Here is a 22,530-nt window from a genome sequence, read left to right as displayed (position 1 = left end):
GTGCGCACTCAGCCGATCGCCCGCACGGCGTTCGCCGCCTCGTCGACGATGGCCTGCGGGTCGGCTGCCGCGTCGACGGTCAGCCCGGGCTCGTCCGGTCGCAGCGGTTCGAGCGCGGCGTACTGGGAGTCCATCAGCCGGGCCGGCATGAAATGGCCCACGCGTCCGGCGACCCGTTCGCCGGCGGTCGCCCGGTCGAGCGCCAGGTCCAGGAACCACACGCCGGCGCCTGCCCGACGGAACAGATCCCGGTACTCGTGCTTGAGAGCCGAGCACGCCATCACCCCGCCCTGGCCGGAGTCGGTCGCCTCCCGGATCCAGTCGGCGAGGGACAGCAGCCACGGCCGACGATCCTCGTCGTCGAGTGGACGGCCCCGGGCCATCTTGGCGCGGTTCGCGTCCGGGTGGAGGTCGTCCGCCTCCAGGAAGGGCACCTTGAGCCGCTGCGCGAGAAGTCCACCCACGGTGGACTTCCCCGAACCTGAGACACCCATGACCACGACGACCGTGGGCACCGTGGGAGTTGTCCGCACGACGTTCCTCCGAGGTGGCGCCTGTCCGATTCCGGCCGACAGCACGGGACCCGGCGAGCCCCGGCAGGCTCCAGACCCGTTGTGTGACGACAGGCCTGAACACCCTCTCGGCCGTACTTTAGGTGATGTCCGACGACGAGATCGGGGGAACCTGCTGGTCAAAAGCTAGATTCGGCCCATGAGCCCCATGGACCGTCCCGCCGATCCGAGCGCCGCCCGGTTTCTGCTCCCGTACCCGGCTTCGCGGGTCGGCGGCCTGCCCGATGGTCTGCCCGTCGCGGTGTGGGACGGTACCGGAGCTCCGCCCGGCGTCGAGAGCCTGGCGGCTGTGGAGTTCTTCGTCGTCCCCTACACCTTCGCGGATGCTGCCGTAGCTCTGCTCCCGCGCCTGCCGCGGCTGCGAGTCGTCCAGTCCCTGTCCGCCGGCGTCGACGACCTCGTGAAGTACGTCCCCAGCGGTGCCGTTCTCTGCAACGCCAGGGGAGTTCACGACGCCAGCACCGCCGAACTGGCCGTGTCACTCGCCCTCGCGTCGCTCCGCGGCATCCCCGACTTCGCCCGAGCCCAGGACGCCGGGGAGTGGCGGTCCGGCTTCCGCCCGGCGCTGGCCGACCGCACCGTCCTGCTCGTGGGCTACGGCTCCATCGCCGCCGCCGTCGAGGACCGGCTCACTCCCTTCGAGTGCGAGGTCCTGCGAGTCGCCCGGACCGCCCGCACCGCTCCGCGCGGGGCCGTCCACGCGCTCATCGATCTGCCCGAGCTCCTGCCCCGCGCCGACATCGTGATGCTCACCGTCCCGCTCACCGAGGACACCCGTGGCCTGGTCGACGCGGGCTTCCTCGCGCTGATGCCGGACGGCGCCCTGCTGGTGAACGTGTCCAGGGGTGCGGTGGTGGACACCGACGCGCTGCTCGCCGAGCTCATGACGGGCCGGATGAGCGCAGCCCTCGACGTCACCGACCCCGAGCCACTCCCTGCCGGGCATCCGCTCTGGCACGCGCCCAACACGCTGATCAGCCCGCATGTCGGAGGCAACAGCTCGGCTTTTCTGCCCCGGGCGCTGCGCCTGATCCGCACGCAAGTGCTGCACCACTTGGCCGGGGAGCCGGTGGAGAACGTCGTGCTGCCCCGCAAGCCCTGACCTGGATCCGGGCCGGAGACCTCAGAGGATGGCGATCGGGTTGACTGGTGAGCCGGTGGCGTCCGGCAGCCTCAGTGGGGCGATCACGGCGAGGAACGACCAGCGCCCCCCCGCCTCGCAGACCGGCGCCAGATCCTCGAACTGCAGGTAGTCCAGCAGATGAAGGCCCATGGCGTGGACCGCCAGCACATGCACGGGGAAGTCGACGCCCTCGGTGGAACTCGGGGCGGTGTCGTTGTTCCCGTCGCCGCCGAGTACGGCGACCCGCCGCTCCGCCAGGAACTCCAGCGCGGACGGATGGAGCCCCGCGCGCGCATCCGCCGCGTGCCACGCTCCCAGCTCGGCGCGGCGTCGGCGGTGGCCGACCTGGACGAACAGGAGATCGCCCTCGGTCACGCGGACGTGCTGGGCGGTCTCGGCCGCTGTGAGGTCGTCGGCGGTCACGTGATCGCCTGGTTCGAGCCACGGCACGCCGCGCAGTCGCGGGATGTCCAGCAGTACGCCGCGTCCGACGATCCCGTCGCGAGCCGCCTCGATGGACAGCGCCGTGGCGCCGCCCGACGTGATGCTGCTCGCGGCCACGCCGCCGTGCAGCGTGCCGTCGTAGATCACATGGCACAGGGCGTCGATGTGACTGTCGGCGTCACCGTGCACATTCATCGCGAAGCTGTCCATCGCGAAGTGGAGCCCGCTCGAGGCGACTTCCGCCGGCTGCCCGCTCATCCGGTGCCTCGCGGGCTCCGGGTTGTCCGGGCCGGGCAACGTCTCCACCGGCGCGGCGAGCGTGACCGTCCGTCCGGTCCGCACCTCGCGGGTGGCGGCCAGCACCCGGGCGGGAGTGAGTGCGTCCAGCGCACCCCGGTCGCCCCTGGCCCAGGCGGAGCGCGAGACCAGGCGCCGGTACAGCACGTCGAACTCGGCCGCGGTCAGCCGTGGCGGTCCTGCCGGACGGTCATGCGTGACCATGGGTCAGCGCCCGTGCTCCGCGTCGAGCGCTTCGTCGAGGGTGATGGCGGCCATGATCAGGGACAGATGGGTGAACGCCTGGGGGAAGTTGCCCAGTTGCTCCCCGCTCGGACCGACCTCCTCGGCGAACAGCCCGACGTGATTGGCGTAGGTCTGCATCTTCTCGAAGGTGTAACGGGCCTGGGACAGCCGCCCCGCCCGGGCCAGCGCGTCGACGTAGAGGAAGGTACAGAGACTGAAGGTGCCCTCCGAGCCGCGCAGCCCGTCCGGTGATGCCGCCGGGTCGTAGCGGTAGACGAGGCTGTCCGAGACGAGCTTGCGGTCCATCGCGTCCAGCGTGGAGAGCCAGGCCTCGGACCGGGGAGCGATGAACTCGACCCTCGGCATGAGCAGCAGTGAGGCGTCCAGGACGTCGCCGTCGTAGTGCTGGACGAAGGCGCGCTCCTTCTCGCTCCAGCCGCGTTCCATGACCTGATCGAATACGGCATCCCTCGCCTTGCGCCACCGCTCCACGTCGGCGGGCCTGCGGAAGTACTCGGCCAGGCGCAGCCCGTGGTCGAAGGCAACCCACGACATCACCCGGCTGTAGGTGAAGTCCTGGCGGCCGCCGCGGGTCTCCCAGATGCCCTCGTCCGGCCGGTCCCAGGCGTCGGCGAACCAGTCCAGCGTCCTGGCGAGTGTCTGCCATCCCTCGAAGCTGGCCTGCTGCGCGATCTCGCGCCCCTGGGACACTGCGTAGAGGGCCTCGCCGTAGATGTCCAGTTGGAGCTGGTCGGCGGCGCCGTTGCCGATGCGGACGGGGAAGGAGCCGCGGTAGCCCTCGAAGTGATCGAGTGTCTCCTCCGGCAGGTCGGGATTTCCGTCGATCCGGTACATCGTCTGGAGCGGCTCTTCCTCCTTGCCCTCGCGCTCACGCAGCCTGTCCACCAGCCAGTGGACGAAGGCGGTTGCCTCCTCGACGAAGCCGAGGTTCAGCATGGCCCGCACGGACAGCGCGCCATCACGCACCCAGGTGAACCGGTAGTCCCAGTTCCGCTCTCCGCCGACCTGCTCGGGCAGGCCCATGGTGGCCGCAGCGATCAGGGCGCCCGTGGGGGCGTAGGTGAGGAGCTTGAGGGTGATGGCCGAGCGGTGCACCAGCTCGGGCCACCGTCCCCGGTAGCGGGACTGGCGCAGCCAGTGCTGCCAGAACAGGCCGACTTCCCCCATCTGCCCGGTGAGCCCGTCGACCGTGGGTGGCGGGGGCGCCTCGCCGCCGGACGCGCAGACGGTGAACACGGCGCCGCCGGACTCGCCGGAGTTCAGCGTCACCTTCCCGCGTACGTCCTTGCCGTCCCGCTTCAGCGGGAAGGTGGACTGCAGGTGCCCGTCGATCCCGGGGGCCCGGAACAGAGCGCCGTTCTCTCCGAGTTCGAGTTCGTGCTCGGCCCGGCCGTAGTCGAAGCGCGGCCGGCACTCGAGTGTGAAGGCGACCGTCCCCCGCACGGCACGGACCACGCGGACCAGGGTGTGCCGGTCGGTGGCGGTGCGGGTCTGGTCCGGGGGCATGAAGTCGACCACCTCGCCCACGCCGTCCGGTGACATGAACCGGGTCACCAGGATGGCGGTGTCGGGGTAGTAGAGCTGCTTGCAGGTCGAGTCCGGGTGCTCGGGGGCCAGCTGAAAGTACCCGCCGCCGTCGTGGTCGAGCAGCGCGGCGAAGATGCTGGGGGAGTCGAACCTGGGAGCGGCGAACCAGTCGACGACGCCCTGCGACGAGACGAGGGCGGCGGTCTGCAGGTCACCCACCAGGCCGTGCTCGGCGATGGGAGGGTAGCGGTCCATGGCTGCTCCGAAGTCTCGGAAGAGGCCCCCTACGTCCACTATCCGGCTACCCGGTGGGCATTGCCACGCCGTAGCGGTCAACGACAGCACGCCCAGGGCCGTCGGCGACGACGATCCGCGGGCCGGCACCCGTACGGCGCAACGGCGACCGGCCGCAGGCCCGCCGCAGCCGGGCCGGCCGTGCGGCCCAAGCGACTGCGGCCCCCCAGGGCCTGTCGTTCGGATCTTGCCGGGTTCGCGTGCCCTGGTGCGCACGCTCACTGATCCGGCCTGATCCAAACGACAGGCCCTGGGTGCCTCACTCGGTTTGCCGACCGCCCTCACGGCGGGCGTTACTGGCTGGAGTCGGCCGTTGCAGGTGGGCCCCGACCCGTGGACAGGCACCGCAGCGCCTCGGTGGGGCCGCCGGCCGATCGACGGAGGTTGTGCATGGAGATGATCCACGTCCGACTGGTGAGCCCCCCTGATCTCACTCCTCGGGCAGTCGGGCTGCTGGCAGGCGACCACTCCGTCTTCAACCTGATGGTCCTTCCCGAACTGGCGCGCAACCCCGACGGCGACGCGGTCGAGTGCGACGTCCTGACAGGAGGGGCCAATGCCGTGCTGCGCGGTCTGCGCGAGCTGGAACTCGACCGCCGCGGATCCATCGTCATCGAGCCGGTCGAGATGGCCTTCTCGAGCATCGCGGCCGAGGCGGAGCAGCAGCAGCTCGGGGCGCTCGCGCACGCGCCCGTCTGGGAGGAGGTCGAAGCGCGGATTCGCGCCGAGGGCACCTACGTGCCGAGCTTCTATCTCTATCTGGTCATCGCAGGCGTCATCGGGGCGGTGGGAATCCTCACCAACTCCCAGATCCTGATCGTCGCGGCGATGGTCGTCGGACCGGAGTACGGCGCCATCACCAGCGTCGCCCTGGGCATCGACCGTGGCAACGGCACCAGGATCCGGCAGGGCCTCTTCGCCCTGACCGCGGGATTCCTGCTGGCCATCGTGGTGACGTTCTTGTTCTCGTGGGCGATCAGGGGCCTCGGCCTCCAACCCAAGGCATTCAACCTGGGCATCAGGCCGGTCTCCACACTGATCGACGCCCCCAACATCTTCTCCGTTGTCGTCGCGGTGCTGGCCGGCATTGTCGGGATCGTGTCGCTGACCCAGGCCAGAACGAGCGCGCTGCTCGGCGTGTTCATCTCGATCACAACCATCCCGGCCGCCGCCGACATCGGTGTCTCCTGCGCGTTCTCCAGCTGGAGCGAGGCGCGCGGATCCCTGGCCCAACTCCTGCTGAACATCGTGCTGCTGATCGTGGTGGGCGTGCTGACGCTCAGATTCCAGCGGGCTGCCTGGCGGTACATCAGCCGACGCAGCGGGCGCTCGGGCAGCAGTTGACCCCGCCGTCCCGTCCCGGAGCGGCACATTCACCCATGCGCCGACCGGCCGACCCCGCAGCCGGGCGGTGCGGTGGCTCCGCCGCCTGTGGCCCCAGTGGGCGAACGTGCCGGGCGATTCCGCCCGCAGGAACGTGTCGCGCTTGACCGAGCCGGTGCAGGACCGCACGCTCCCGACGAGGGGGCCAAGACCGCAGGCCACCATCACGCCCACGTCCGAGGACATCGGCCGGGCGGACCGAGGAGGCCACGCGTGCAGCAGAGCCGCACCGGACGGCAACTGACTCTCCGCCACGGCGCGCACAGCGCCGTCGTCGTCGAGCTGGGCGCGGCGCTCCGGTCGTACACGGTCGGTGAACGCGCCGTGGTCGACGGATTCGCCGCACAGGACCGGATCACCGGCGGGCGCGGCCAGATCCTGGTGCCGTGGCCCAACCGGATCCGGGACGGCCGCTACCGCTGGGACGGACAGGACCTACAGGTGCCGCTCACCGAGCCGGCCCGCGGCAACGCCATCCACGGACTGCTCCGCTGGACCTCGTGGCAGGTCGTGGAGGCGAGCGACAGCCGGGCCGTCCTGGACGTTTCGCTGTGGCCGCAGCCGGGCTACCCGTTCCATCTCCACGTCCGCGCCGAGTACGCCCTGGGCCAGGGCGGGCTCGAAGTCGCCGTCACCGCGCGCAACCTCGACGCGAGCGCCGCACCCTACGGCTTCGGCCAGCATCCCTACGTCAAGGCGGGCACCGCGGTCGTCGACCAGTCGGTGCTGACCGTCCCCGCCCGGACGTGGCTGCGCACCGACGAGCGCGGCCTGCCGGTGACCGCCGAGCCGGTCGCCGGGACGGCGTACGACCTGCGTACGCCGCAGAATGTGGGAGCGCGCCAACTGGACACCCCGTTCGGCGACCTCGACCGGGACGCGGACGGGCGGGCCGTGGTCCGCCTGGCCCACCCGTCGGGTGCGTTCGGTACGGACGTGTGGCTCGGCGAGGGCGCCGACTACGTGCAGCTCTTCACCGGCGACACCCTCCCGCCGGGGGAGCGCCGTCGAGCAGTCGCCGTCGAACCGATGACCTGCCCGCCGGACGCCTTCCGCAGCGGGACGGCGCTCGTCAGCCTCGGCCCCGGCGAGCGGCACACCGTCCGCTGGGGGATCACGCCGTGGGAGGAATGACGGCGACGTCATGGCCCTCGACCTGATTCTCATCGGGCCGAGGACCACCCTTCGACGTTGACCTCTGAGGGGCGCCGCGCCGGTGCATCCCTGGGGCAGACATGGTCGCCGCAGCCGCGGCCGTGGTCATGCAGACCAAGATGCCACCGCCACCACGCACCGAAAGGGCCACTCGTGACGACGAACCAGGTGCTCATCGGAGTGGGCCTGATCCTGGTCCTCGCCGTCGGATCACAGCTCCTGGCGAGCCGTCTGCGCATCCCAGCCCTCATCGTCCTGCTGCCGGTCGGCTTCGCCGCCGGCGCGCTGATCGACGACGTCAACCCCGAGCAGCTGCTTGGGGCGGCGTTCTCGCCGCTGGTGTCGCTGGCCGTCGCCGTGATCCTCTACGACGCGGGCCTCGAGCTGGACCTGGCGAGGCTGAAGGGTCACACCCGCCGCGTCGTCGTCGGGCTGCTCTGGATCGGGGTTCTGATCACCTGGGGCCTCGCCGCGCTCCTCGCCGCTCCGTTGCTGGGCATGTCCCAGCGGGCGGCCATCATGATCGGCGCGATCCTCGTGGTCTCGGGGCCTACGGTCGTCGGACCACTGCTCGGCTTCGTACGCCCCAAGGACCGTCTCCAGCACATCCTGATCTGGGAAGGCTCCCTCATCGACCCGGTCGGAGGGATTCTGGGCGCACTGGTCTTCCACGCAGTCACGGCGAGCACGCAGCACCACGTCGGCAGCGGGGCCGCGGGCTTCCTGGCCAGCATGGGTATCGGAGTGGCCGGTGGAGTGGTTGGGGCGGCTCTGCTGTGGGGGCTTTTCCGGGTACTGCGGCTCGGCGAGGTACTCGGCACCACGGCGCAGCTCGCCGCGGTGATCGGGGTAGCGGCGCTCTGCGACGTCCTGCGCGACGACACGGGACTCATCGCCGCCGTGATGATGGGCCTCGCCGTCGCCAACCTCCCCGGCATCGACGCCCCGGCGCGCCGGCCCTTCTTCGAGACCCTGGCCAGCCTGATCCTCGGCCTGCTCTTCATCTCCATCTCGGCCACCGTCACCCCCCAGTCGCTGCGTCATGTGGGCCTGCCCGCGCTCGGGCTCGCCGCCTTTCTGGTGCTGGCCGTCAGACCGCTGGTCGCGGCCGTGTCCACCCTCGGCACCGACCTGACACGCGGCGAGAGGGGCTTCATCGGCTGGATGGCGCCGCGCGGCATCGTCGCGGCCGCCACCGCGTCGACGTTCTCGGCCGGCCTCGTGGCCAAGGGAATCGGCGGCGCGTCAAAAATCCTTCCGGCCACGTTCGTGGTCATCGTCGCGACGGTGACGCTCTACGGTCTGACCGCCTCGCCCGTGGCCAGGCGCTTGGGCGTCGTGCGCCCCTCCCGCTCGCGTCCGCTGCTGGTCGGCGGGGACCCGTGGGTGATCGACCTCGGTGTGGCTCTGAAGTCGGCGGGGCTGGAGGTCTTGATGTGGGCAGGGCACGAGCAGCAGCGCGAACGCATCGGGCAGGCCGGGATCGAGCTCGCGCCCGGTGAACTGCTGGCCGCCGTCACGGGCAAGGGCGCCGAGTTGGAGGGCATCACGGCGGTGTTCTTCCTCACCGCCGAGGACGACTTCAACGCACTGGCGGCAGCGATTCTGCGCGGCAGCGTGGAGGGGGTGGTCCACCACCTCGGTGCACCGCCCGAAAGCCACGGCGTGGTGGCGCCGTTCATCGGTGGCGAGGTCCTGTTCGGCGCGGATCTGACCTGGCCGGCTTTCTCCCGCAGATACGAGCACGGGGCAGCCGTCCTGGCGCAGCCCGCCGGCGCTGCCCTGCCGCACGGCTGCGACCTGCTGTTCCTGGTACGCCCGGACGGTCGCCTCGAACCGGTCACGGAAGCCTTCACACCGCTGTCCGGGCCGGGGGACACGGTCGTCCTGCTGGCCCCGGGCGGGCGGGGTACCGCGGGAACGCTGGAGTAGGACGGCCGCTGCTCACCCGGTGCGGGAAATTCGTGACCCGCATGGACGGCCTTGGAATGCCGGTGTGAGGACGGTGTGCCAGCGTGGGAAAACGCCGCCCGGAGCGGGCGATGGGGCGGTCGGGGTTCGCTGAGGGCAGCCGGGTGAGACGACGTATCGGTTCCGCGTCGCGAGGAGGCAAGGCGCATGCCGGTCGCCAAGGCAGGACCCACGGACGCGTCACCGCCGGATCCGCTTACGATCCTCCGGAGCCGCAGTTACGTGGTGCTTCTGGTGATGGCCGCGGTGGTCGGCGTACCGGTGTCCGCGGTGGCGTTCGGCTTCCTCGCGCTGGTCGACGAACTCCAGCCGATGCTCTACACCGATCTGCCCAAGGCGCTGGGATTCCACGGCACTCCGCCGTGGTGGCCGCTGCCCCTGCTCGCCGTCGGGGGACTGCTCGTGGGGCTGACGGTGCAGTACCTGCCGGGGCCCGGAGGCCACGAACCGTCGGACGGGTTCAAGGCCGCCGGCCCGCCCACACCCGTCGAGCTTCCCGGCATCTTCTTCGCCGCCCTGGCGACTCTGGCCTTCGGTGCGGTCCTCGGACCGGAAGCCCCTCTCATTGCTCTCGGTGGCGGACTGGCCGCGGGCGCCGTGCGCCTCGTCAAACGTGACGTCCCGGAGCGGGTGAGCGGGATGATGGGCGCGGCAGGCAGTTTCGCGGCGATCAGCTCTCTGCTGGGATCGCCACTGCTCGGAGCGTTTCTCCTGATGGAGGCCTCGGGGCTCGGCGGGCCGATGCTGGCCCTGGTGCTGGTGCCTGGCCTGCTCGCCGCGGGCATCGGCGCGCTCATCTTCGTCGGCCTGGGATCCTGGACCGGGCTGGGCACGTACTCGCTGGCACTCCACGATGTGCCCGAGGCCGCGACCCCGACGGTCGCGGAATTCGGCTGGGCGCTGGTCGTCGGACTGTCAGCCGCCCTCGGGGGCGTGGGAATCCGATGGCTCGCCGTTCGGCTGAAGACGCACGTCGAACGGCGACGTGTGCCGGCCACGGTGGTCATGGGACTGGTCGTGGCGGGGCTGGCGATCGGCTATGCGGAGGGTACCGGCAAGCCCGCGACCGACGTCTTGTACTCGGGACAGACGGCGCTGGATCCATTCCTCACAGGTAACGCCGCGTATTCGGTGGGAGCGGTGGTCCTGCTGTTGCTGTGCAAGGGCCTGGCCTACTCCGCATCGCTCGGCAGTTTCCGGGGAGGCCCCATCTTTCCCGCGATGTTCGTGGGAGCGGCCGGCGGCATCCTGCTCTCCCACGTCCCGGGGCTGTCCCTCGTCGCGGGGTTCGCCATGGGCATCGGAGCGATGAGCGCCGCGATGCTCAGACTTCCGCTGATCTCGGTCCTGCTTGCCACCCTGCTGCTCGGGTCACAGGGGCTCACCGTCATGCCGTTGGTGATCGTCTCGGTCGTGGTCTCGCATGTCGTGTCGGCCAAACTCACACCTCCTATCAGCCCGTCGACAGTGAGATCTCCGTCGACTTGATCAGCGCCACGACCGAGGACCCCGCCGCCAGGCCCAGATCGGCCACCGCGTCCTTGGTGATCGCGGCAGTCAGTTCGCCGCCGACCACGCCCACCTTGACGCTCGCCATCGCGCCACCCGTGGCGACGCCCGTGACGGTGCCTGGGATCTGGTTGCGGATGCTCAGACCCTCGACCGCAGCGGTCGCCAGGGAGACCTCCGTGGACTTCACCAGGGCGCGGACGACGGACCCCGGCGCGAGGCCCAGCTCCTGCGCGGCCTCCAGCGTGATCGCGGCGGTGACCTCCTGGCCACCCTCCAGACGGACCTTGACGGTCGCCATCACCTCGCCGGGCGTGACCGAGACGACCGTGCCGGGGAATTGGTTGCGGATGCTCAGGCTCATGCAAACACCGTAGCCATGGGCGCGGGCCACAGCCGGTCGGCGCGCTTGGGGCATCCTCCAAGCGATCTGGCATTTGCTACGGACCAGAGCACGATGGCTTGTAAATGCGGGCCCATGCTGCCTACCTTGTCGCATATGCAGTCCTACACGATCGGCCGGGCGGCGCGTCTGCTGGGCGTAAGCCCCGACACCGCACGCCGCTGGGCCGACGCCGGCAAGGTCGCCACCCATCGCGACGAAAGCGGCCGCCGCCTCATCGACGGCCGTGATCTGGCCGCGTTCTCGATCGAGGTCGCCCAGAACGCCGCCGGCGAGGAGGACGCCTCGTACACCTCGGCCCGCAACGCCTTCCCCGGCATCGTCACCGCGGTCAAGCTCGGCGATGTCGCCGCGCAGGTCGAGATCCAGGCAGGCCCGCACCGGCTCGTCTCCCTGCTGACCCGGGAAGCCGTGGAGGAGCTGGGCCTGGAAGTCGGCATGCAGGCCACCGCCCGCGTGAAGTCGACCAGCGTGCACATCGACCGCGCCTGAACCGCCTTTCGTATCCATTCCCTTGCAGCGGCGTCGCCCGTCCCCGACGCGGCCTGATCCCACCGCTACACCAAGGAGTGCCACTCTCATGTCCTTCACCTTCAGCCGGCGTCGCGCCGGTGCCGCCGTACTGACCGCGGCGCTGCTTCTGCCGCTCGCCGCCTGCGGCAGCGACGACGACAGCAAGAAGGACAGCGGGGCAAAGGCCAGTGAGTCCGTCGCCGGCGCTCCGAAGGCCAAGCTGACCGTGCTGGCGGCGGCTTCGCTCAGCAACGTCTTCAAGACGGCCGGTGCCGCGTACGAGAAGTCCCACCCGGGCACCAAGGTCACGTTCTCCTTCGCCGGGTCGCAGGAGCTGGCCGCGCAGGTCAAGCAGGGCGCCCCCGCCGATGCGCTGGTCACCGCCGACACCAAGACCATGGACAGTCTGAAGTCCGACACCAACGCCCCGACGGTCATCGCCAGGAACCGTCTGGTCATCGCCACCGTCGAGGGCAACCCGAAGAAGGTCGACGACCTCAAGGACCTCGCCGACACCAAGCTGAAGGTGGTCCTCGCCGCCCCCGAGGTCCCGGTCGGCCGCTACAGCAAGAAGATCCTGGACGCCCAGAAGATCGTGGTGAAGCCGGTCTCCCAGGAGCCCAGCGTCCGGGCCGTCCTGAGCAAGGTCGAGCTCGGTGAGGCCGACGCCGGTCTCGTCTACAAGACGGACGCCGCCACGGCCACCGACAAGGTCGACGCCGTCGAGATCCCCGACGCGCAGAACGCCGTCGCCCAGTACCCGGCCGCGACCCTGAAGACGTCCAAGAACAGCGAGGCCGCCGCCGCGTTCGTGCAGTGGCTGTCCACGCCGGAGGCGCAGAAGATCCTCCAGGACGCCGGCTTCCAGAAGCCGTAACCCCCGTACGCGGGCTGCCCGGTACGGGGGACCGGGCAGCCCGACCGCGACTCGCAACCCCCGGGAACCTTCGATGAGACGTCTGCGCATACGCAGCACCCGCACCCCGGTCGCACTCGCCGTGCCCGCGCTCCTCGCGATCGCGTTCCTGCTCATGCCGCTGATCGGCGTTCTCGCACGCACCGCCTGGGGCGATCTCGGTACGCATCTCACCAGCCCGGGCGTCACCGAGGCGCTGCAACTGTCGCTGCTCGTCTCCTTCTGGGCGCTGGGTCTCTCCTTGCTGCTCGGGGTTCCGCTGGCCTGGTTGCTGGCCCGTGTCGACTTCCCAGGCAAGGCGCTCGTACGCTCCCTGGTCCTGCTGCCGATGGTGCTGCCGCCGACCGTCGGCGGCGTGGCGCTGCTTCTCGGGTTCGGCCGACGGGGGCTGCTCGGGCCCTGGCTGGAGAGCGCCTTCGGGATCACGCTGCCCTTCCACACCTCGGGCGCCGTCGTCGCGGCGACGTTCGTCGCCATGCCGTTCCTCGTCATCAGCCTCGAAGGCGCCATCGGGGGCCTGCGTCCGAGCTACGAGGAGACCGCGGCATCCCTCGGAGCCTCTCCGCTGCGGGTGTTCCTCACCGTCACGCTCCCCATGGTGGCTCCCGGGCTCGTCGCCGGGGCGGCCCTGACCTGGGCCCGTGCGCTGGGTGAGTTCGGCGCGACCATCACCTTCGCCGGGAATCTGCCCGGCACCACGCAGACCCTGCCCCTCCAGGTGTACTTGCTCCTCCAGAACGAGCCGGAAGCGGCGACCTCCGTCTCCCTGCTTCTGCTCGCCATCGCCATGGTGGTGCTCATCGCCCTGCGCGGCCGCTGGGCCGGTGTACCGAGCGACCGCTCACGCAAACCCGCGCCGGTGACGGACGACGCAGAACCGCTCCCGGCCGTACCGGCCAAGGACTTCAACGTCCCCGTACTGGACGAGAGCTGGCCGCTGCACGCCCAGGTCACCGGCTTCAACGAGCTCACCCTGGATGCCGAGCCCGGCACCACCATCGCCGTCGTCGGCCCCAACGGCGCGGGCAAGACCACCCTGTTGCGCGCCCTCCTCGGCCTGACCTCGCGCGCCCACGCCGCCGCACTCCGCCTCGGCGACGCCGATGTCACCGAACTGCCCCCGCACCGCAGGGGCGTGGCCTGGGTGCCCCAGAACGGCGCGCTCTTCCCGCACTTGAGTGCCCTGAGCAACACGGCGTACGGGCTGCGCGCCCACGGCGTCCCGCGCGACCAGGCCCGCCGCAGCGCCCAGAGCTGGCTCGACCGGCTTGGCGTCGGCCACCTCGCCCACCGCCGGCCCGCCCAGCTCTCCGGCGGCCAGGCCCAGCGCGTCGCCCTGGCCCGCGCGCTGGCCGCCCGCCCCCGGCTGCTGCTGCTCGACGAACCGCTCGCCGCACTCGACCAGACCACCCGCGCCCATGTACGCCACACCCTGCGCACCCACCTCGACGGCTTCGGCGGCGTCTGCCTGATCGTCACCCACGACCCGGTGGAGGCCGTCTCGCTCGCCGACCGGGTTCTCGTACTGGACGAGGGCCGCGCCCTCCAGGACGCCCCGCCGTCCGAGGTCACCCGCCACCCCCGCTCCCCGTGGGTCGCCCGGATGCTCGGCCGCAACGCCTGGCCGGGCACGGCGACGGCGGACGGACTCGCCCTGCCCGGCGGTGGGCTGCTGGTCGTCGCCGATCCGCTGCCCGTCGGCACCGAGGCGCTGGCGATCATCGCGCCGGAAGCGGTCGCCGTACACCGCGACAAGCCCGGCGGCAGCCCGCGCAACGTCTGGCCGGGCACTGTCCGGGAGATCACCGCCAGCGGCAGCCGGCTGCGCATCCTGATCGCCTCGCCTAAGGCGCCGGACCTCGTCGCCGAGATCACCCCGCAGGCGGCCGCCGAACTGGGCCTCGCCGACGGAACTTCCGTATGGACCAGCGTCAAGGCGACGGAGGCCGTGATCGTGACGCTGTAGAGCCGTGACCGCCGAGCGGAGGGGAGCCCTGGAATCCTGGCTCGCGGGGGTGCCCATCCGGGACGAGTACCTGATCGTCGACAACGGGGCACTCGCGGAGACGGGTGCGCACTCCTACTCCACCGTAGAAACCGGCCAGCTCTGAACAAGAGTCGACTACGACTTTCTTTTTCTCGGATGCGGTGTGAATGGTCGCGGTTCCGGAACTCTTGTTCCATGACTGGGTTTTGTGTAAGGGTGAGCTTCCTCACGTCTGAACATGGCGATTTTTGTTCAATCGTTCGAATTCGCTGCGGTATAGACCAAGTAGGCGCACCCTTTCAAGCGACAGAAATATCCCCGGCCCGTTAACGCGGGCCGGGGAACCGGCAACCGCTCAACCCCCCACCGCAATGCCCTGGATGGAAAGACGTCTATGCAGAATCCCCGTACTCCGGGTCCCGTCCCTCCCTCTCGCACCGGCCTCAGCTCCGGGGACTCCGACGAAGGTCTCGCGGCGACACTGCGGACCAGCGGGGGGACGGACGAGATACGTCCCGTAGCAGTGCTGCTGGCGAGGCACTGGCAACCCGTCTTCGACTACGCGTCGATCTGCACACCTTCGGCCACGGGGGCATCCATGCTCGCCACGGCCGCCTGCAACAAGGTGTTGGAGAATCTCCGGCAGGTGCGGACGACATCCGCGCTTCGTCCGCTTCTTTTGGTGACTGCCCGTCAAATCGGCAAGGCGTGGGCGGCCGACGAGCGCATCACCGCCCTGCCCGAACTCCAGAATCCGGACACCGGCCGCTCCGTACCGGTCGACATGTTCACCGTCTCGGAGAATCGGGCCCTGGTCTCGCGGGCTTTCCAGGCAATGCCGGGGCCCGCCCAATGCCTGCTCTGGCACGCCGAGGTCGAGGGCGAGGGCATATCCGTACCGGCTGGTTTGCTGGCCATTGATCCACGTGGTGCGGCGGCGCAGCTGGAGCAGGCGCGGGAAATCTTCCGGACAGGGTGCGTGCGGGTCCATCTGGAAACGGCCCCGGACAAGGAATGCCGCCACTTCAGCAGGCTGCTCGACGTATCGCTGCGGCGTGGCGGCACGCTGATCCCGGACATCAAGGCGCATCTGGCGAAGTGTCAGCACTGCCGCTTCGCCGCGGAACAGCTCGACCAGGACGGCGGGCGGCTGGCCCTGCTGCTGGCCGAGTCCGTACTCGGCCGGGCCGCCCAGCCCTACCTCGACTCGCGGCCCGCCCGCAACAACGCCCGCTTCCAGGCGAGGACGGCCAAGGCCGCGGGGACGGCGGGGGTGGGCGGAGTCCGCGAGGCGATGCGCAGCGCCGGACGGCACTCGCGGGGCGGACGCCCGCGCGCACTGCCCCGCATCTCGCTGTCCCAGCGCGGGCGCGGCACGGTCATCACCGGGCTCGGGATCGCGACCGGCCTGCTCGTCGTCGCGACCGTCGTCACCGAACTCTGGTCGGACGACGGCAGCCAGGCGGGGCCCGCCGTGCCCAGCGGCTCCGTCTCGGCGGTGCCGGCGCCCGGGTCCCGTATTCCGTCGAACCCGGGCCCCGAGCCGTCGGCCACCTCCGCCGGGCTGCCGACCGGCCCGCTCAACACCAGGCTGCGCAATGTCGACGCCGACCTGTGCGTCGACATCAAGGACCAGCGGGTGGAGGAGGGCGCGGACGCGATGATGGCGACGTGCTCGGCGTCCGTGACGCAGAAGTGGGTGTACGAGTCGGACGGGCTGCTGCGCAGCGCGGCGGCCGTCGATCTGTGCCTCAACTCCCATGAGCTGGACGGGGTTGCGGAGCTGGGCGCGTGTGCGGAGCCGTCCGCCGGCAATGCCACGGATGTGCGGTACGACCTGACCATCCAGGGTGATGTGATCCCGCGCTGGAACGACGGACTGGCCGTGGTGCCGGCGTCGCCCGAGGCGGGTTCGGCGGTGGTGGTCAAGGTCAGGGACGGGTCGACGGCGCAGCAGTGGGCCACTGACAACGTTGCCTCTGGAGTGCCGAGGGTGAGGCCGAGTGGGGACACGGGGCGTCCCTCGACCAAGGAGGTCAACGTGCCGCCGGCGGGGGGTTCGGGCGGGCCCGACGGGGCGGGTGCGCCGCCGGACGCGTCGTCGCAGGACGGGCAGGAAGGGCAGGACGGGTCGGACGGGCCGGACGGGTATGGCGAGACCGGCTCGAGCGTACGCCGCGTCAACGACGACGGCTCTGGTCCCGGATCTGGCTCCGGCTCCGACTCCGGCTCCGGCTCCGACGGCGTGCTCAGGGTGCGCCCGGCGGACCTGACGAGCTTGCTGCCGTCGGAGGTCCGGGGTGTGACGGTCGCCCTTGGTGCCGGTGTCCCCCGCGAGGCGGAGGGGAATCCTGCGACGGGATGAGGAAGGAGCCCCGGGGCCCGGGCAGAGTGGTGAACGCGGCAACGGGGGAACGCACGCGGTGAGGCTGACCGCCTCACCGCGCGCGGCCGCGGCACGGGGTGGGGGCGCGGGGGTCCGGGGTGCGGGTTTCGGGCTTGCCCGGGCCGCGTTGGTTGCCGTCTGGGGCCGCTTCGGGGCTCGTGTCCTGGACTGTTTTCGGGGAGGGGCGGGGTGGGGGACAAGCCGCCCGCGGCCCGAACTGCCCGCGTCCCCCCACTCGCTGAACGACCCGGTGCAACGGCGTGCGGCACTGCTGCGCGAAGTTGCCGCAAGGGCCGGGTGTGGGGGAGTCGGCCCCGAAAAACGTAAGGACCCACCCCGCCTCCCGTTCCTATACTCCCCCCATGACCGAGACCGCCCGCCCCTCCCTGCCCCGGAACCGGCCTCGGAACCGGCCTCGGATACTTGCCGATCTGACGCCCCTCCGTACCTCCGTCCACTACCGGCGGCTCTGGTTCGGGAACACCATTTCCTGGATCGGGCAGGGGATGACCACCCTCGCCATCTCCCTCCAGGTCTACGACATCACCCGTTCCACCTTCGCCGTAGGGCTCGTCGGGCTCTTCTCTCTCGTGCCGCTCGTCGCCTTCGGGCTCTACGGCGGTGCCGTTGCCGACACCGTCGACCGACGCAGGCTCGGGCTCGTCAGTGCCAGTGGGTCCGCCGTGTTGTCCGCGGCGCTCGCGGCCGGCGCGTTCGCTGGGTTTGAGCATGTCTGGTTTCTGTACGGCGTCGTCGCCCTCCAGGCCGTCTGCGCCGCCGTCAACTCCCCGGCCCGCAGCGCGATGATCCCCCGCCTGCTGCCGCCCGAGCAGCTGCCCGCAGCCAATGCGCTCAATTCGATGACGACGACGTCGGGGTTTCTGGTGGGGCCGATGCTCGGCGGGCTGATCGTCGGGTTCGCGGGATACCAGAGCGCGTACTTCATCGATGCCGTCGCCTTCTCCGCCTCGCTGTACGCGATGTGGCGGCTGCCTTCCATGCGCCCGGACCGCGCCGTCGGGGCGAAGAAGGCGTCCGTGCTGGAGGGGCTGCGGTTTCTGGCCACGCGGCCCAATCTGCGGATGACGTTCTTCTCGGACTTCTGCGCGATGATCGTGGCTCATCCGCGCGCGCTCTTCCCGGCCGTCGCCGTCGCCTGGTACGGGGGCGACGCCCGCACCACCGGAATGCTGGCCGCCGCGCCGGCATTGGGTGCGTTGCTCGGCGGGGTGTTCTCCGGCTGGCAGGGGCGGATCCGCCGGCACGGGCTGGCGATTCTGTTTGCCGTCGGGGCCTGGGGGACGGCCATCGCCGTGTTCGGGCTCACCCGCAATCTCTGGCTGGGTTTGTTCTTCCTGGCCGTGGCGGGCTGCGCGGACACCGTGTCGATGGTCTTCCGCAACACGATGATGCAGGTGGCCGCTCCGGACGAGATGCGCGGCCGTCTCCAGGGCGTGTTCATCGTGGTTGTTGCGGGCGGCCCGCGCCTCGGCGACTTCCTGGCGGGCAGCGTCGCCGATCTGACGTCGCCGACCGTCACGGTGACCGGCGGCGGAATCGCCTGTGTGCTGGCGCTCGGCCTACTCGCCCTGCGCTGGAGGGGGTTCGCGCGCTACGACGCCCGCAATCCGACGCCCTAGCAAGCAAAGCTGGCGGTTCGCCGCCATGGCAGTTACCCGCCAAGCAACCGTATCCCCAAGCAACTTGTGAGCACCGAGACTCTTCGCAGCACCGGAACCACTCCTTCATCTGGTGTACGAGGCGAGTTACCCATGACCAGAGCACCCGCGAGACGCGGAGCCCGGCTGCTGACGGCCGCCGGGCTCTCGCTCGTACTGCTCCCCGCCGGACAGGCGGCTGCGGCCGTCGACCCTGCCGCGCACCACCCCGCCGCGCAGTCCCCGGCCGCCGTCCGTGCCACGCACACCGTCACCCTGGTCACCGGGGACAAGGTGACCGTCACCGATCTCGACGGCGGCAAGAAGTCCGTCGCCGTGCAGCGTCCGAAGGGCGCGACCGGCGCGGTCCGCAGTGAGATATCGGGCGGCCGGGTCACCGTGGTCCCGGACGAGGCCCGCGACTACCTGAGCAGCGGCGTTCTCGACAAGCGGCTCTTCGATGTCACCGCTCTGATCGAGCAGGGACTCGACGACCGCAACGCCGACGGGCTGCCGCTCATCGTCACGTACACCAAGAACTCCCGCAGTGCGCCCCGCGGCACCGAGCAGGTGCGGGCGCTGCCGAGCGTGGGCGGCGCGGCCGTCGAGGCAGCGAAGTCCGGGGAGTTCTGGCGTACGGTCGCCGCCGGAGAGGCCCGGTCCGCCTTCGCCGACGGCGTACAGAGGGTCTGGCTGGACGGCCGGGTCAAGGCCGCCATGGCGGACAGCAACGCGCAGATCGGCACCCCCCAGGCGTGGGAGGCCGGACTCACCGGCAAGGGCGTCAAGGTCGCCGTGCTCGACACGGGCGTGGATGCCGGCCACCCCGACCTCGAGGGACGGGTCAGCGAGACGAAGTCCTTCATCGAGGGGCAGGAGGTCGCCGACCGTAACGGCCACGGAACCCATGTCTCCTCCACCGTCGGCGGCAGCGGCGCGGCATCGGGCGGCAAGGAGAAGGGCGTCGCCCCCGGCGCGGACCTCGCCGTCGGCAAGGTCCTCAGTAATGAGGGCTCCGGCAGCGAGTCGCAGATAATCGCCGGTATGGAGTGGGCCGCGAAGGACATCCACGCCAAGATCGTCTCCATGAGCCTCGGTTCCCAGGAGGGCACCGACGGCACCGACCCGATGGCCCAGGCCGTCAACTCCCTCTCCAAGGACACCGGCGCGCTCTTCGTCATCGCGGCGGGCAACTCCGGCGCCCCGGGCACCATCGGTTCGCCCGGCTCCGCCGACTCCGCGCTGACCGTCGGTGCGGTCGACTCCGCCGACGAGATGGCGTATTTCTCCAGCCAGGGCCCGCGCTACGGCGACAACGCCCTCAAGCCGGATCTGTCGGCGCCGGGTGTCGAGATCCTGGCCGCGCGCTCGCAGCTCACCGCGGGCAGCGGCCCGTACACCTCGATGAGCGGTACGTCGATGGCGACCCCGCATGTCGCGGGCGTCGCGGCCCTGCTCGCCGAGAAGCACCCCGACTGGAGCGGCCGGCAGCTCAAGGACGCGCTGATGAGCTCGTCCAAGCAGCTCGCCGCCTCGCCCTACGAGCTCGGCGCGGGCCGCGTCGACGTCCCGTCGGCCATGGCCGCGACCGTCACCGCGACCGGCAGCGCCGACCTGGGCTTCTACGGCTGGCCGTACGAGGCGAACAAGCCGGTCACGAAGACGGTGACCTACGCCAACTCCTCCGACCAGGCAGTCACGTTGAGCCTGGCCGCCGATGGCGCGCCTGCGGGAGTCGTCACCCTCGCCGACTCCACGCTCACCGTGCCCGCGCACGGCACCGCGCAGACCACGGTCACGGGCGACGGCGCCGGGGCGCCCGTCGGCAACACCTCCGGCCGGATCGTGGCGAAGGCGGGTGACAAGGTCGTCGCCCACACCGCGTTCGGCCTGGTCAAGGAGGAGGAGCGGTACAACCTCACCGTCCACGTCAAGGACCGCGACGGTGCTCCGACGGCCGCACACCTCGGCGTTCAGAGGCTCGCGCAGGGTTATGACCCCTTCCCGGCGACGGTCGGCGAGTCGGGCACGCTCCAGCTGCGCCTGCAGCCAGGAACGTACACCGTCTCCTCCTTCCTCGACGTACGCGGCAGCAAGGGCAAGGACTCGCTCGGCCTCGGCTTCCTGACCGAGCCCGAGATCACGATGGACCGCGACCGTGAGATCACCCTGGACGCACGGCAGTTGCGGGAGATCCGGGCCGAGGTCGACAAGCGCACCGAGACCCGTCAGCTGCTGATGGAGTTCGGCCGCAGCGCGAACGGCGCCTCCTACGGCGGCGCCCTCCAGGTGCCGCTCAAGTACGACAGCATCTTCGCCGCGCCCACCCGCAAGCCCGCGACCGGCACCTTCGAGTACCGGACGGTCTGGCGTCTCGGCAAGGCGCTGCTCGACGTCACCGCGGGCGGCAAGCCGCTCGGCGAGAGCATCGTCCAGCCCGGCACGGCCGTCCTCGACGGGCGGCAGCGGCTGGACGTCGTGGACGCGGGCGCGGGCAGCCCCGCCGACTACGAGGGCAAAGACGTGAAGGGCAAGGCCGTCGTCGCACGCCGGACCGACGCGATCAGCCCTGCGCAGCTCGCGCAGAACGCCCAGGACGCGGGCGCGAAGGCCCTGTTCGTCACCGATGACGTGCCCGGCCGCCTGATGGCCTGGTTCGGCACAGAGGCCTACGAGGACCGCCCGCTGCACGTTGCCACTGTCAACACGGCCGATGCCGCACGGCTGGTCGAGGCCGCCGGCCGCCACCAGAAGCTGGATCTGACCGGCACGCAGTACACGCCGTATGTGTACGACCTCTCCGAGGGTCACCCGGGTGCCATCCCGAGGGACCTCGTCTACAAGCCGGGCAGGAGCGAACTGGCCGTCCTGGACGCGAAGTTCCACGCGGCGAAGCCCGCGCCCGGCGGTGAGTTCCGCTACTCCATCACCGGCACGTTCCGGGTCGGCTTCGGCTTCCCGGAGAAGATCGCATACCCGGTGGAGCGCACGGACTATGTCAGCACCGGCCCCGGCCAGCTCTGGCACGAGTCGGTCACCAACGGCCCCGGCGCCATCGAGGAGCGCAGCGGTCTCAACACCTACCGCGGCGGGACGCACCCCGAAGTCAACTGGTTCAAGCCGGTGTTGCACCCGTGGCTGGGGACCGGTCTCGGCTGGGGCCAGGAGCGTAACGGCAACAGCCTCCAGTTCAACACCCCCGGCTGGGGCGACTCGGGCCCCGACCACACCGGCTTCGGTGATGTATGGAGCGAGGACTCGATGACCCAGTTCACCGAGGTCTACGTGGACGGGGTGCGGGTCGACCGCCGGATGAGCTCGGGGGCGTACGCCTGGGACGTCAAGCCGACCGAGCAGAACTTCAGGGTCGTCACGGACACCACCCTCGACCCGGAGCGGTGGCGGCTGTCCACGAAGGGCCACTCCGAGTGGACCTTCAGGTCCAAGGAGACCCCGGCGGACCGCTACACCTTCCTGCCCCTGCTCAACCTCGGCTTCGACGTGGACACCGACCTGAGCGGTGACGTCCGGGCGGGACGCAGTCTCGACCTCGGGATCTTCTCCGAGTACGTCAAGGGCGCCCCGGACACCGGAAAGATCACCGGCGGGACGCTGGAGGTCTCGTACGACGACGGAAAGACCTGGACGAAGGTCGAACTCGACGGTGTACGAGGCAAGTCGGCGGCCTGGGAGGGCTCGATCCGGGTGCCCGGGAACGCGCAGTACATCTCGCTGCGGGCCTCCGCCGCCGATGACAAAGGCGGCTCGGTCAAGCAGGAGATCATCCGCGCCGTGGGTGTGAAGAAGTAGCAACCGGCATGAAGGAAGGGCCCGGTACGGCGGTACCGGGCCCTTTCTGCTGACTACTTGACCGGGATCGTCTCCATGCCCGCTGGCGTCAGCGTCATATTGATGCCGAGCACCGACTCGACCGGCTCGACGACCGGGATCTCGTGCAGCGGGTCCACTGCGGAGTAGCCGGTGAACGCCGGGGTGCCGGTGCCCCGCCAGATCTCCTCGGCCTTCACATCGACACGGGCAGCCATCCCGCGGTGGCCGACATCGTGGGGGAGACCCGCGAGCAGGTCGCCCGGCGGGTGGCCGACGGGCAGCGGCGGCTCGGCATGCCCGACTCGCCGCGGCTCG

The 22,530-nt window shown here is 70.6% G+C and carries 16 protein-coding genes; 12 read left to right on the top strand and 4 right to left on the bottom strand.

The genetic code is table 11. The annotated features are described in order from the left end of the window. Nucleotides 1–8: 8 nt before the first annotated feature. A complete protein-coding gene (locus ABZS64_RS01450) occupies nt 9–533 on the bottom strand; it encodes a gluconokinase (RefSeq protein ID WP_355821853.1) in 525 nt (174 codons plus the stop codon). Between the two features lie 178 nt (nt 534–711). On the opposite strand from ABZS64_RS01450, the gene ABZS64_RS01445 reads away from it, so the two are divergent. Beyond that, entirely contained in the window at nt 712–1,674 is a 963-nt protein-coding gene (locus ABZS64_RS01445) for a 2-hydroxyacid dehydrogenase (RefSeq protein WP_355821851.1), read from the top strand. Nucleotides 1,675–1,695: 21 nt separating this feature from the next. Here ABZS64_RS01445 and ABZS64_RS01440 read toward each other — a convergent pair whose 3' ends face one another. Next, nucleotides 1,696–2,640 carry a cyclase family protein gene (locus ABZS64_RS01440; protein WP_355821849.1) on the bottom strand — a complete coding sequence of 315 codons (945 nt, stop codon included), beginning with the start codon at nt 2,638–2,640 and terminating at the stop codon, nt 1,696–1,698. A gap of 3 nt (nt 2,641–2,643) precedes the next feature. After that, nucleotides 2,644–4,464 carry a glycoside hydrolase family 15 protein gene (locus ABZS64_RS01435; protein WP_355821847.1) on the bottom strand — a complete coding sequence of 607 codons (1,821 nt, stop codon included), beginning with the start codon at nt 4,462–4,464 and terminating at the stop codon, nt 2,644–2,646. 429 nt (nt 4,465–4,893) lie between these two features. Here ABZS64_RS01435 and ABZS64_RS01430 point away from each other — a divergent pair, with 429 nt between their 5' ends. From ABZS64_RS01430 to ABZS64_RS01415, 4 genes are all read left to right on the top strand, one after another. Beyond that, nucleotides 4,894–5,847, top strand: coding sequence for a DUF389 domain-containing protein (locus tag ABZS64_RS01430; RefSeq protein ID WP_355821845.1), 954 nt, complete (start codon nt 4,894–4,896; stop codon nt 5,845–5,847). A gap of 252 nt (nt 5,848–6,099) precedes the next feature. Next, nucleotides 6,100–7,020 carry an aldose 1-epimerase family protein gene (locus ABZS64_RS01425; RefSeq protein WP_355821843.1) on the top strand — a complete coding sequence of 307 codons (921 nt, stop codon included), beginning with the start codon at nt 6,100–6,102 and terminating at the stop codon, nt 7,018–7,020. A 174-nt stretch (nt 7,021–7,194) separates the two neighbouring features. Beyond that, nucleotides 7,195–8,973, top strand: coding sequence for a cation:proton antiporter (locus tag ABZS64_RS01420; RefSeq protein WP_355821841.1), 1,779 nt, complete (start codon nt 7,195–7,197; stop codon nt 8,971–8,973). A 186-nt stretch (nt 8,974–9,159) separates the two neighbouring features. Then, entirely contained in the window at nt 9,160–10,500 is a 1,341-nt protein-coding gene (locus ABZS64_RS01415; RefSeq protein WP_355821839.1) for a chloride channel protein, read from the top strand. Here the strand turns inward: ABZS64_RS01415 and ABZS64_RS01410 are convergent. Beyond that, nucleotides 10,466–10,885, bottom strand: a complete 420-nt coding sequence (locus tag ABZS64_RS01410) for a TOBE domain-containing protein (protein ID WP_355821837.1) — start codon at nt 10,883–10,885, stop codon at nt 10,466–10,468. The two genes, ABZS64_RS01415 and ABZS64_RS01410, sit on opposite strands and share 35 nt — an antisense overlap. Before the next feature lie 135 nt (nt 10,886–11,020). Here ABZS64_RS01410 and ABZS64_RS01405 point away from each other — a divergent pair, with 135 nt between their 5' ends. The 7 genes from ABZS64_RS01405 (at nt 11,021) to ABZS64_RS01375 (ending at nt 22,194) form a co-directional block, all read left to right on the top strand. Continuing rightward, nucleotides 11,021–11,416, top strand: coding sequence for a helix-turn-helix transcriptional regulator (locus ABZS64_RS01405; protein ID WP_355821835.1), 396 nt, complete (start codon nt 11,021–11,023; stop codon nt 11,414–11,416). Nucleotides 11,417–11,504: 88 nt separating this feature from the next. Further along, nucleotides 11,505–12,314 (top strand): molybdate ABC transporter substrate-binding protein, encoded by an 810-nt coding sequence (modA, locus tag ABZS64_RS01400; protein WP_355821833.1) that lies wholly within the window; start codon nt 11,505–11,507, stop codon nt 12,312–12,314. Between the two features lie 73 nt (nt 12,315–12,387). After that, nucleotides 12,388–14,319: an ABC transporter permease gene (locus tag ABZS64_RS01395; RefSeq protein ID WP_355821831.1), complete on the top strand. Its 1,932-nt coding sequence runs from the start codon at nt 12,388–12,390 to the stop codon at nt 14,317–14,319. 4 nt (nt 14,320–14,323) lie between these two features. Continuing rightward, nucleotides 14,324–14,464, top strand: a complete 141-nt coding sequence (locus tag ABZS64_RS01390; RefSeq protein WP_355822108.1) for a hypothetical protein — start codon at nt 14,324–14,326, stop codon at nt 14,462–14,464. 558 nt (nt 14,465–15,022) lie between these two features. Further along, complete coding sequence (locus tag ABZS64_RS01385) at nt 15,023–16,705, top strand: RICIN domain-containing protein (RefSeq protein WP_355821829.1); 1,683 nt, start codon at nt 15,023–15,025, stop codon at nt 16,703–16,705. A 383-nt stretch (nt 16,706–17,088) separates the two neighbouring features. Continuing rightward, the gene (locus ABZS64_RS01380) at nt 17,089–18,366 is read left to right on the top strand and encodes an MFS transporter (protein WP_355821827.1); all 1,278 of its coding nucleotides are present in this window, start codon (nt 17,089–17,091) and stop codon (nt 18,364–18,366) included. A 132-nt stretch (nt 18,367–18,498) separates the two neighbouring features. Next, nucleotides 18,499–22,194: a S8 family serine peptidase gene (locus tag ABZS64_RS01375; RefSeq protein WP_355821825.1), complete on the top strand. Its 3,696-nt coding sequence runs from the start codon at nt 18,499–18,501 to the stop codon at nt 22,192–22,194. Nucleotides 22,195–22,530: the final 336 nt, after the last annotated feature.

Source organism: Streptomyces sp. NPDC005408 (assembly GCF_040606445.1).
In the GTDB taxonomy this organism is placed as follows: Bacteria; Actinomycetota; Actinomycetes; order Streptomycetales; family Streptomycetaceae; genus Streptomyces.
The sequence above is the reverse complement of the archived record's forward strand: the minus strand, read 5'-3'. Positions and strand labels throughout refer to the sequence as shown.